The 11738-nt window shown below is 55.3% G+C and carries 10 protein-coding genes; 2 read left to right on the top strand and 8 right to left on the bottom strand.

The window, feature by feature from the left end; all coding sequences use genetic code 11:
• Positions 1-59: 59 nt before the first annotated feature.
• Positions 60-494 (top strand): hypothetical protein, encoded by a 435-nt coding sequence (locus LQ564_RS06465; RefSeq protein ID WP_231057243.1) that lies wholly within the window; start codon positions 60-62, stop codon positions 492-494.
• 150 nt (positions 495-644) lie between these two features.
• On the opposite strand, the gene LQ564_RS06460 is transcribed toward LQ564_RS06465, so the two are convergent.
• The 5 genes from LQ564_RS06460 to LQ564_RS06440 form a co-directional block, all read right to left on the bottom strand.
• A complete protein-coding gene (locus tag LQ564_RS06460) occupies positions 645-2630 on the bottom strand; it encodes a TonB-dependent receptor (protein ID WP_231057242.1) in 1986 nt (661 codons plus the stop codon).
• A gap of 81 nt (positions 2631-2711) precedes the next feature.
• A complete protein-coding gene (locus tag LQ564_RS06455) occupies positions 2712-3074 on the bottom strand; it encodes a hypothetical protein (RefSeq protein WP_231057241.1) in 363 nt (120 codons plus the stop codon).
• 84 nt (positions 3075-3158) lie between these two features.
• The gene (locus LQ564_RS06450; RefSeq protein ID WP_231057240.1) at positions 3159-3557 is read right to left on the bottom strand and encodes a GFA family protein; all 399 of its coding nucleotides are present in this window, start codon (positions 3555-3557) and stop codon (positions 3159-3161) included.
• A 26-nt stretch (positions 3558-3583) separates the two neighbouring features.
• Complete coding sequence (locus LQ564_RS06445; RefSeq protein ID WP_231057239.1) at positions 3584-4495, bottom strand: prolipoprotein diacylglyceryl transferase; 912 nt, start codon at positions 4493-4495, stop codon at positions 3584-3586.
• A gap of 205 nt (positions 4496-4700) precedes the next feature.
• Positions 4701-4943 (bottom strand): prolipoprotein diacylglyceryl transferase family protein, encoded by a 243-nt coding sequence (locus tag LQ564_RS06440; RefSeq protein ID WP_231057238.1) that lies wholly within the window; start codon positions 4941-4943, stop codon positions 4701-4703.
• 475 nt (positions 4944-5418) lie between these two features.
• Between LQ564_RS06440 and LQ564_RS06435 the strand changes: the two genes are divergently transcribed.
• The gene (locus LQ564_RS06435) at positions 5419-9009 is read left to right on the top strand and encodes an SIR2 family protein (RefSeq protein WP_231057237.1); all 3591 of its coding nucleotides are present in this window, start codon (positions 5419-5421) and stop codon (positions 9007-9009) included.
• A 134-nt stretch (positions 9010-9143) separates the two neighbouring features.
• Here LQ564_RS06435 and gltA read toward each other — a convergent pair whose 3' ends face one another.
• From gltA to LQ564_RS06420, 3 genes are all read right to left on the bottom strand, one after another.
• The gene (gene gltA / locus LQ564_RS06430; RefSeq protein WP_231057236.1) at positions 9144-10445 is read right to left on the bottom strand and encodes a citrate synthase; all 1302 of its coding nucleotides are present in this window, start codon (positions 10443-10445) and stop codon (positions 9144-9146) included.
• A 48-nt stretch (positions 10446-10493) separates the two neighbouring features.
• On the bottom strand, positions 10494-10784 hold the full coding sequence (locus tag LQ564_RS06425) for an FAD assembly factor SdhE (protein WP_231057382.1): 291 nt from the start codon (positions 10782-10784) through the stop codon (positions 10494-10496).
• Positions 10785-10980: 196 nt separating this feature from the next.
• The gene (locus LQ564_RS06420; RefSeq protein WP_159703315.1) at positions 10981-11691 is read right to left on the bottom strand and encodes a succinate dehydrogenase iron-sulfur subunit; all 711 of its coding nucleotides are present in this window, start codon (positions 11689-11691) and stop codon (positions 10981-10983) included.
• Positions 11692-11738: the final 47 nt, after the last annotated feature.

The raw sequence follows: 11738 nt of genomic DNA, 5'->3' as shown, positions 1-11738 counted from the left end.
CTCACATGAAATTGGCGCCGTTAATATGGACTTAAGAACTGCCGGGCTACAGTCGCCGGATGAAAACCTGGCCCCTACCCGCCCTCGCCCTCGCCACCGCGCCCCTGTTTGCCGCCTATGCCGACTGGCAGGAGGCGACACCGCACGTGGGGAAGGACCCGTTCGCGCTGCCCGACACGCAGGCCCCGCCACCGCCCGCCGGGGCGCGTCCGAGCGACGAGGCGATCAGGAAGGCGGTGCGCGAGGTGATGGCGGATTATCCGGATAAACCGTTTACAGCCTCTGACGGCACGGCCCTCAGCGGTGGGGCGTACAAGGAATTTGCGCGCCAGTTCTCGGAGGCGAAGAAGCCGCATTGCATGGGACCGGATCCGCTGAAACACCAGCCCCATTCGATCGAGACCAAGAGCTGGGTCATCGGCGCCAGCGGGATCTTCGCCCTGCCCTTCTGGGCCGCCGCGATCGTGCGCGGGAAATGCAACTGGACCCGCTGAGCGCAACTTTGGCCCGCTACTCGTAAACGTCGCACCGGCGAAGGCCGGTGCCCAATTTTGCATGCGTACCTGCTGCGCTACGAACTTGGGCACCGGCCAAGGGGAAGCCTAGTCCCGGTGCGACGGTCTTGAGGGTAACAACCATCGGCGTCAGAACGCCGCGCGCACGCCCACCGTGATGTTCCGCCCCGCCAGCGGCGCGATATCCTTCAACACCGACGTCGACACCCGGATTTCCTCGTTCAGCAGATTCTTCCCGATGATGAACCAGGTCAGGTCCGCATTGCGCAGATGCTGGGTGTACGACAGATTCGCATCGAGCTGCGTGTACCCCGGCGTCGGCGTGGTCTCGAACGACGCCAGCCGCTCCTGCTTCAGCGCGCGCAGCACCGACACGCCGCCGCGCAGCGCGCCATGCTTGTAGCCGGCCTCGAACCCGACCCGCTTGGCCGGCTGCAGCGGCAGGCTGCCCGCATCGTCGAGCGAGCCGCGCGACAGGTCCCCAAAAGCACGCAGCGACAAGCCCTGGCTGCCCGGATGCTGGTTGTAGCTGATCTCCGCTTCCGCCCCGCGGATGGTGGCGTCTGCCTGGCGGAAGATGCGCTCGCGCAGCTCGTCGCCCGGCATGCCCTCGTCGTCCAGCAGGGTGTCGTTCACTTCGCCGTAGATGAAGTCGCGCACGCGGTTCTCGAACAGGTTGGCCTGCCAGCGCAGCATGCCGGTGCTCTTGCGGAACGAGAGCTCCAGGTTGCGCGACGTCTCCTTCTTGAAGTTCGGGTTGCCGATGTCGTAGGTCAGCGTCGATTCGTGCGGGCCACCCGAATACAGCTCGTCGGTGCCCGGCGCGCGCTGCGCCACCGAGGCGGTCACGCCCACCGAGTAATCCTGCGCCACCGGCCACACCGCGCCCGCCGAGTAGGACAGCAGGTCGAAGCTGCGGCCCGGCATGCCGCCCTCCGGCTCGCGCTTGACCGACTCCAGGCGCACGCCCGCATTCACGCGCGCGCTGCCAACCTGGCGCTGCTCGACCAGGAAGGCCGCATATGTGTCCGACACCGTCACCGGCACCGTCGCCGATTCTCCGCTGTCCGCACTGAGGCCCGAGAAGCGCGTGTGCTCGGTCTGCACGCCGAAGCTGCCGTCCCAGCCGGCGATCGGCTTGTGGGTCAGCTCCAGGCGGGTTTCGGTGGAGCGGTTCGAGAAGATGGTTTCCGGACCGCCCTCGGCGTTCAGCTCGACGTGGCCATAGTCGGTATGGCCGGCCTTGAAGCGCAGCTTGTCGAAGCCGGGCATCGGTTGATCGAGCTGGCCGTCGATGTCGTAGCGGGTCTGCTCCATGTCGATGCGGGCGCCCTCGCCGCCCGGGATGCCGTACAGCTTCTTGAGCGAGCTGACCGAGGCGCCGAAGAAGCCACGTTCGCCGATATAGGAGGCGCCCGCGCCCAGCGTGTGCTGGCGCAGCGCCGAGTTCAGGACCGTGTCGCCGTCCGGCCCATCGGGCACATGGTAGTCGCCGCTATCGTTCCCGCTGCCGTCGACGTGCAGCGCGACCTGGCCGGCGGCCGCGTCGCCGGAGAAGGAGACGGCCTTGCCGTGGTCGACGCTGCTGTAGCGGGTCTCGGCCACGCCGGTCGGCTTTTCGTGCAGCTCGGTCGGGATGCGCTCGTTGACGACGTTGACCAGGCCGCCGATGGCGCCCGAACCGTACAGCAGCGCTGCCGGCCCGCGCAGGATCTCGATCTGGCGCGCGGTCGCGCTTTCGCCGGTGACGGCGTGGTCGTTCGACAGGCCGGACAGGTCGGACACCGACATCCCGTTCTCCAGCACCTTGACGCGGTTGCCTTCCAGGCCGCGGATGATGGGACGCGAGGCGCCGGCGCCGAAGGCCGAGGCCGAGACCCCGAGTTCACTGGAGAGCGTATCGCCCAGCGAGCTGCCGAGCTTCGCGCGCAGCTCGTCGCCGGACAGCACCTTGGCCGGCGTGAGGATCTGGTCGCCTTCGGCGGCGGCAAAGGGGCTGGCGGTCACGACGACCGTGGAGATGGGCTGCTGTTGTTTCGTGGTGGTCTGGGCAAACGACAATGGAGCGAGTGCGGCCAGAACCGCAGTCGCCAGGATGGTACGCTGGACGTGCATGATGAATTCCTAGAACAAGAACTGAACGGACGCGCGGGCTCTAGCCGGGGCCAGGGCGTGCGTGTCGATGGCGTCGATGTTTCAGGCGAAGGGCGGCGCGCGGGACGAGAAGTACGGCGCGAACGGCGCGCTCCAGGAATCGAAGGCGATCCAGCGCGCGAGGATGCGGTCGGCGATGACGACCGCGGTGACGCAGGTCGGCGTATGCAGCACATCCGCGACCGTGGCCGCATCGTAGGCCAGGCAATCGTGCGAGATGTTCTTCTGGTGCGAGGACGCCAGGCCGTTCGCCGCGTAGTCGGCGGCGGCGGTCGGATACTGCGTCGCGTGCGCGATCCGGTGCACCAGCCCCTGCCAATGCGCGCAGACCATCGCCAGCGTCAGCACCAGGGCGATGACGAAGCGGAATGAATCTTGGCGTGGACGGCGGGAGACCATCTGCATACAGGAAAGCGGAAAGCGGTGCGGCATGAAAGCGCTGATTATAACGCCACCGCAACCAGTCGAGGCAGGCGGAATTTTTCCTGCCTAGATGCGGTCGTCCGGGTGATTCACCCCATCGTTGGTCGGAACGTCGCCGAGATCGAATGGATTGACACCCTCGAGGCAACCCACGTTGTAGCCGTACTGCTCCGGATTCGATCGCCGCTGGTGATGCGTGTAGATCCCGCAGACGGAACAGAAATAGTGCTTCGCCGTCATCGTATTGAACTGGTAGAGCTTCAGCACGTCCTCGCCCTTCACGATCCGCAGGCCCGACAACGGCACGGACGCAACGATGGCGCCCTTGCGCCGGCAGATCGAGCAATCACAGCGACGCGGACTCTCGATACCATTCGGCAGGCTGAGTTCCAGCTCGACCGCGCCGCAGTGACAGGAAGCCTTGTGCCTGGGCTGAATGACCGTCGCGCCAACCTGCCTGATCATGACTCTACCTCCCTTCGAACATCACACTACTGCGCCACCGGCCCTTGTGCGCAGGTACTCCCCTCCCCGCGCCGGCTGAGCAGCGCGAGCCCGACCAGCCCCGCGGCGATCATGCCCGAAGCAATGAGCTCCGCCTGCGTCGCGTGGATGCCCGCGAAGCTGTACGGCGGATTCACGCGAATCTGTTCGATCAGCAGCCGCTCGATCCCGGCCAGCAGCATGTAGAGCGAGAACAGCCAGCCGGTCCGGAACGGATGCTTGCGCAGCACCCACAGCAGCGCAAAGCACGCCAGCGCCATGATCGACTCGTACACCGGCGTCGGATACACGCCGGGCGCGGCAATCACCTCGCCATAGATGTTGTTCTCGTAGGTCTGCGCCCAGAACCAGGTCGGCAACCAGTCCGGCTTGAGGGCCATGTTCACCGCGATGCCCCAATCGCCGTCGCCCGACACCTGGCAGCCCAGACGCCCGATCGCATACCCCAGCATCATGGCCGGCGCCACCGCATCCAGCATCGGCCGCACCGGCAGCTGCCAGCGACGCACGTAGACCAGCCCCGCCAGCGTTCCGACGATCAGGCCGCCGAAGACGCTGAGACCGGAGCGGCTGAAGATCATCGACCACGGATCCAGCGCGAACTGGTGGGTATTCTCGAGGATGTGGAAGAGCCGCGCACCGACGATCCCCGTGAACATGACCAGCATGGTCAGGTTGGACACGAGTTCGTGCGGCGGCTTGACGATCCAGTTGCCGTTCACGAGGCGTCGGCACAGCAACAGCGTGCCGGCTTCGTACAAGCGTTTCAGCTCGGAAGTAAGGCAGGCGGCAGCGGCGAACATGGCGCAGGCGACCAGGATGCCGAACGTTGCGAAATGAAGAGGAACGTCGATGCCGGTAAGTGCTTTTACCATGTCGCTCAGGTAGGGGTATGACATTGCCTGCTCTTCCATGTTGTTCGGCCAATGCGCTACTGTACCTGAAGCGCAACGCCGGTGTCAGGTCTGACATTAGGACATGAGTTCAACATTGCAGGCAATCCTGCCCGCTGAAAAATCATTGGGAGAGGCCGCCCTTATTGCAGAGGCCGTGTCCATATGTCAACCTGACACCATGAGTATGACTCCTCCCTTAAACGTCCCACTACTGCGCCACTCGTCCTTGTGCGCAGGCACTCCCCTCCCCGCGCCGGGTGAGCAGTGCGAGCCCGATCAACCCCGCGGCGATCATGCCGGCAGTGATGAGCTGCGCCTGCGTCGCGTGAATGCCTGCGAAGCTGTACGGCGGATTCACGCGAATCTGTTCGATCAGCAACCGCTCCATCCCGGCGAGGAGCAAGTAGAGCGAGAACAGACAGCCCGCCTGGAACGGATGCTCGCGCAGCACCCACTACAGCGCAAAGCACGCTAACTCCATTGATCGACTCGTACACCGACGTGGAATACACCACCTGCGCGACAGCTAAGCGACACCCTCCCCAAGTGCCGGTGCGCAGTCTCCACCGTTTGACACCTTACCACTTGCCTACTGCGTCAATTAACGCCTGTGAGTCGATAGGACTGAGTTAGAAAGAAATGCACCGCCCGACACCTAATCCAGACGGCGCCTCAAGGAGAATAACATTCTTTATCCTCGCCCTAAGAATCTCTCAACCCAGTAATAGAAACAAAAATGTTACTAAGTGTGAAAAAGTTCAAACCTGAATAAGAGATAATATGACGTCAACCATGCATACTTAGACACTAAATTGCAAGAATGCTCACAGTTCATATATTCCGCCAGCATACGCGAATTAACGTGCGACACTTAATGCTTCACATATCTAAAACTTAAAGGTGATTGAATAATGTTACCAACATCCATGATCAGTGCTTTCAAAGAGCGCAAACTAATTCCGGTGATAGGTGCCGGCGTTTCGATGTCACTACGTCGTAGAAATGGAGAGGCCTTATTTCCAAGTTGGTTGCAATTATTGGAACTTGCTGCACAAAGAGTTGAGGCAGAAGGGCAGGTAAACCTTGCTCAAGCGCTTAGAGTGATGTTGCCCATTGGCAGATATAAAGAGGCGGCTGATTTTGCTCGTGAAGGCCTTACTGGTTCGACGTGGGAGCGCTTTTTCCACGACGTTTTCTTAATAAGTCGAGATGAAATAAATCCAGAGAGCTTAGCACTACCACGTGCAATATGGAATTTAGGCAATAGAATAGTGACGCTAAACTACGATAAGGTTTTACGCATTGCCTCAAACGAACCAGAAAATATCTTAGAAATCGACAACTCAAACCGTGTTGAACTAGCCAAATTTGTGCGAAATGAGGATGAAAGAAATAGTGTTTGGCATTTGCATGGGAGACTTGATAACTCAGCATCAATTATTTTTACGAGCGAAAGCTACGATCAGTTATATCTTAAAAAAGATCCATCACAAGCTGCCGGGCTTGATATTTTCAGGTCGTTATGCAGAGATGCAACTTTATGTTTTGTAGGCTGCAGTTTGGATGACGCAGATTTACTCGCGGAAATGGCAAAAGTTCAAAAATTATTCGGCGGAAATGTCGGGCCACATTTTGCGATTGTTCGAGAACGTGACGCCACCCAAATTTCTCAAAAGCTCTCTGAAACAAATATTTCACTATTAAAAATTACAGAATTTGGTCAGCCACTTATAGAGTTATTGGCCGAAATTTCAGCCTCAAAACAATCAAAGCCAGTACCAATAAAGAAAACCAGCTCTGTAGAAAATAGCAATAAAACAAATCAGATTGCAGTACTTGCTGCACACCCGCTAAATAGGGCTTGGAATTACGACAATATACTTCGCGAAACTAAGCGGATGAAGTGCCATGTAGACTATTACCATCTTAACGAAAGATCGTTAAACGAGCTCTCCCACTACGATTTCATCTTAATTCTAACCCATGTTAATAAGGGGCGAATAGTAATTGAAGACGAATTCTTAGTTTCAAGGTCCATTACATTTAAGGAATGCGAGGATTTTATTGGCGCTAAGGATACAGGTGGCGTTTTCGCGTTCACCAATATGGATGATGACACTCCTATTCCAACAGCTGACACTGACTCACTTCAACTGCCATTCGTCATTTTACAAGACATACCAGCAACTCAAATTGGTAGTATCTTCTTCCAGATTTTTAAATTAAATAAATTAGATTACTTTAAAGGTAACTTAATTGTAAACCTCGAAAAGTTTAGTTTCACTCCTTTATCAGGCAATCATACTGAGAGCCGCTTCGAATCGGGTTTACCAGAAGCAATTGATGCTAAGACAACTCAAAAATTTGTTGGTCGAACTACTGATATGGAGATCATCTGTAAGAAATTGCTTGCGCTACGGGATGCATCGAACATTTTGACAATCAAAGGATCTGGAGGAATTGGAAAAACCTCAACAATTAAGAAAGTGACAGTCGAGTTAGCGAAACGAGGTTATTTTAACGATGGAATTTCCTTCATCGACTGCGAATCCATTCCTGATTACAGAAGTTTTGAGAACAGCGTTGCATTTAATTTCGACATAACAAATACAAAGGAAGTTAAGAGGCAGATAAAGGAACTCGCATCAAAGCAAGATAATCTAATTATTTTCGATAATGTCGAAACCCTCTTGCACTTGGAGGATGCGAGTGAAATTGTACAACTGATTGATTTTCTTGCCGAATATGCAAGCGTAGTAACTACATCACGCGAGGTTTTGAAAGTATCCTCAGAAGAGATTTTTGAGCTCAGGCAATTTACTACTGACGAAGCTATCAAATTGTTCGAACAAGAACTTCATCAAGAGATCTCAGACGAAAAGACTCGAAAGTTCGTCCGAAGCGAGATTCTCGAACGCCTGCTTGATAATAATCCGTTAGCAATTAAATTGATCACCGCAAACATTCCCAGAGGAAAAGATTTTAATGTCCTTCAGCACGAGCTTGAATCCGATTTTTTTAGAAAAGTAAGCGATGATGAGATTGAAGTCTACGATGGGTTACCTGATACCAATATTGAGCGAAAAAAGTCACTCTATGCATCAATAAATTATTCATATGTCCATCTAGATGAAAAAGAGAGGTTTGCTTTTGAGTTGCTTTCCCTATTCCCTGATGGAATTAACATCGAGAGCTTCAAACGCTTTTCTGAACTAAGTAACGCTAAAGGTAAGAAATCAAGCAAAAACACGTTGCGTCAGTCCGATAACTTTAAGGTCACAGATCCGATAATTCGTGCACTAGAGAACAAATCGATAATTCAAGTCAATAACCATCTCGTGAAATTACAATCGATCGTTCGAAAATTCGCAGAGCGTCAGCTTGCTTTAAGAAAGCCAAGCGATCTTCAACGATATCACCGCAATGCATTATTGTACAATATTGAATTTACTCGAATACTGTTGGATGTGCTCGGCAAAAACCACTCAAAAGTCAGCCGAATCATTCAAGGACAGCAGAATAACTTTATAAAAAGCGTCGAGTTTGTTGAAACAACACAGTTACCGAAAATTGACCTGCTTAACTACCTGGATGACCTGACCATTCTATTTAGTAGAATCACCGCAACCGGCGCAATTTCGAAAGCCATTGAATCAAAGCGAGCGTTGTTTACAAATAACGAGGATGAAATTCTCTGTTTCGACATTATCAAATTGAACTCCGACTACTTCGATGGTCAATTTGACCAATCGATTTCTAAACTAAATCGCGTTCTTCCTCTTGATCGCATTCGTGAAATGGACTTATCTAACGATCTCCAGAAACTGGCCGGTGCGAACGCTAGTGAAATATATGCAATGGAGGGATACGCGTTAGATTGCATTGAATTCGATATCAGACGCGGTAAAACAAGTAACTTTTACCCCCTACCTTTGTTTACACTTGGAGAATTTGATGAAGAGCTGGCAAACATGTCTTTTGAAGGATTTTCGAAATTTTCCGTATTGGACGCAATAGGCAAAGCAAATCTGGCAATGATTGACGAGTACCTTCAGTCAATTTATGAAAAGACTCATATAGAGAAAATGCAAACCGCCTATCTGCGCTGCAAATACTCGCCAATTCCTAGAGTTCAGTTAGATAAACTCGTAGTTGTCAATGAATACACTGATGGTATAAAGATGCTAATGCGTGCTCTAATAAGCGATAATCACTCCGAAGCACAGAAATATTACGAGAAATCAATTGAGAAGCTAACGCATATTAAATATTTTCATACAGAAGCAATCCTGCAATATTGCACATACCTCAAAGCTTCAGGAATTAAACAAAAATTTGATGAATATCTCAATATAGGAATCAATCTTGCTCGCAAATGCAATTTTAGATATCTCAACTATAAGTTTAATCAACTAAGTTCTCCGTCAGATAAAATGTATGATTCTTCGGACTATCCTCTTCCCCGAGAGGTTGATTTAAAGTCTTATGTTAAATTTCTGATTAAAAATCGCCCCTAATTTTTCGAAGAATTGTTAGGTGCGGCATAGCAATAGGTTCAATAACCTAACCTTAATTGCCGCCGAAAGTGCAAAAAAAGAGCGGGCCGAAGCCCGCTCTCTCTATACCGCTGCCCTTTCGCGGGCCAGTCAAATTAACGCTTGTCGATCCCCGGCACATCACGCACCGGCGAACCCACGAATAGCTGACGCGGACGGCCGATCTTCTGTTCCGGATCAGCGATCATTTCGTTCCACTGGGCGATCCAGCCGATGGTACGGGCCATCGCGAAGATGCCGGTGAACAGCGAGACCGGGATACCCAGGGCGGATTGCACGATGCCCGAGTAGAAGTCGACGTTCGGGTACAGCTTGCGCGACACGAAGTATTCGTCTTCCAGCGCGATGCGTTCCAGTTCCATCGCCAGCTTGAACAGCGGGTCGTCCTGCAGGCCCAGTTCGTTCAGCACTTCGTGGCAGGTTTCGCGCATCAGCTTGGCGCGCGGGTCGAAGTTCTTATAGACGCGGTGACCGAAGCCCATCAGTTTCACGCCCGAGTTCTTGTCCTTGACCTTCTCGATGAAGGCCGGGATGTTCTCGACCGAGCCGATTTCCTTCAGCATGGTCAGGGCGGCTTCGTTGGCGCCGCCGTGGGCCGGGCCCCACAGGCAGGCGATGCCGGCTGCGATACAGGCGAACGGGTTGGCGCCCGACGAACCGGCCAGGCGGACGGTCGAGGTCGATGCGTTTTGCTCGTGGTCGGCGTGCAGGATCAGGATGCGGTCGAGGGCGCGCACCAGCACGTCGTTGACCTTGTACTCTTCGCACGGGTTGGCGAACATCATGTGCATGAAGTTGGCGCTGTACGACAGGTCGTTGCGTGGGTACATGAACGGCTGGCCGATCGAGTACTTGTAGGCCATTGCGACCAGGGTCGGCAGCTTGGCGATCAGGCGGATCGCGGAGATTTCGCGCTGTTCCGGATCGTTGATGTCGAGCGAGTCGTGGTAGAACGAAGCCAGGGCGCCGACGGTGCCGACCAGGACCGACATCGGGTGCGCGTCGCGACGGAAGCCGCGGAAGAAGAAGTTCATCTGTTCATGGATCATCGTGTGCTTGGTCACGGTGTCGGTGAACGTGGCTTTCTGTTCTGCGTTCGGCAGTTCGCCGTTCAGCAGCAGGTAGCAGGTTTCCAGGAAGTCGCAGTTGACGGCCAGTTGCTCGATCGGGTAGCCGCGGTACAGCAGCTCGCCCTTGTCACCGTCGATGTAGGTGATGCTCGAGTTGCACGAGGCGGTCGACATGAAGCCAGGATCGTAGGTGAACTTGCCGGTCTGGCCGTACAGCTTGCGGATGTCGATGACGTCCGGGCCGATGGTGCCTTTGTAGATCGGCATGTCGACCGACGGGCTGCCGTCGGAGAACGACAGGGTGGCTTTGGTATCAGAGATATTCATGGCACTTCCTTCTTGTGGGAGTGGATCTAAAAACGAAAAACGGGTGTCTCAGGCTTGCAGCAGGCGCGCAAGAAGAGCGCGCACGTGCGGCTGGTCGACCTCGCCTTCGGGCTCGGCGCGGCCCAGCAGCAGGTCCATCAGCGGATTGTCCGCCAGGTCCAGCAAGCGGGTCAGCGCATCGACGTCCTCGTCGCTCAGAGTCTCTTCATGCGCATCCAGGAAGCGCGTGAGGATCAAATCGTTCTCGAGCAGGCCACGGCGGGCGCGCCAGCGCAGGCGGGCGCGGTTCGTGGGGTCGGATTGATGCGTGTTCACTAGAGTCCGTTGTTGGGTCAACATCATACTCCGCATGCCGGGATTCGGCAGTACGGTACTTTTACTGTATTTGCGGGCATCTTTAAGAACGAGATGCTGCAAGTTGCTGCTTGATGCATGCGTGAGTCGAACGCGCGGTCGGGGGACCCGACCACCCTACGTAGGGTGCACGGCTATGCCGTGCGCGCGTTCAAATCACACTTGAAGTGAAGCGACGCCCTTAGATGGCGCGGCGAACCAGCAATTCCTTGATCTTGCCGATCGCCTTGTTCGGATTCAGGCCCTTCGGGCACACGTCCGTGCAATTCATGATCGAGTGGCAGCGGAACAGGCGGTACGGGTCTTCCAGGTTGTCCAGGCGCTCGTTGGTGGCTTCGTCGCGCGAGTCGGCGATGAAGCGGTAGGCCTGCAGCAGGCCGGCCGGGCCGACGAACTTGTCCGGATTCCACCAGAACGACGGGCAGGAAGTCGAGCAGCAGGCGCACAGGATGCACTCGTACAGGCCGTCGAGCTCTTCGCGCTCTTCCGGCGACTGCAGGCGCTCTTTTTCCGGCTTGATCGAGTCGTTGATCAGGAACGGCTTGATCGAGTGGTACTGCTTGAAGAAGTTGGTCATGTCGACGATCAGGTCGCGCACCACAGGCAGGCCCGGGAGCGGACGGAGCACGATCGGCTGGGTCAGCTCGTTCAGGTTGGTGGTGCAGGCCAGGCCGTTCTTGCCGTTGATGTTCATCGCGTCCGAACCGCACACGCCTTCGCGGCAGGAGCGGCGCAGGGCCAGCGAATCATCGACGTCCGACTTGATGCGCTGCAGGGCGTCGAGCAGCATCTTGTCGGTGTCTTGCAGCTCGACGGTGACGTCTTGCATGTAAGGCTTGGCATCCTTGTCAGGATCGTAGCGGTAGATCTTCAGTTGGACGGTGCGTGCCATGTTTTTACCTGTTTATACGGACCGCGACGAAAGACGCGGCCCTCAAC

Source organism: Massilia phyllostachyos (assembly GCF_021044825.1).
Taxonomy (GTDB): Bacteria; Pseudomonadota; Gammaproteobacteria; order Burkholderiales; family Burkholderiaceae_D; genus Telluria; species Telluria phyllostachyos.
This window is presented reverse-complemented; position numbering and strand designations above follow the sequence as displayed.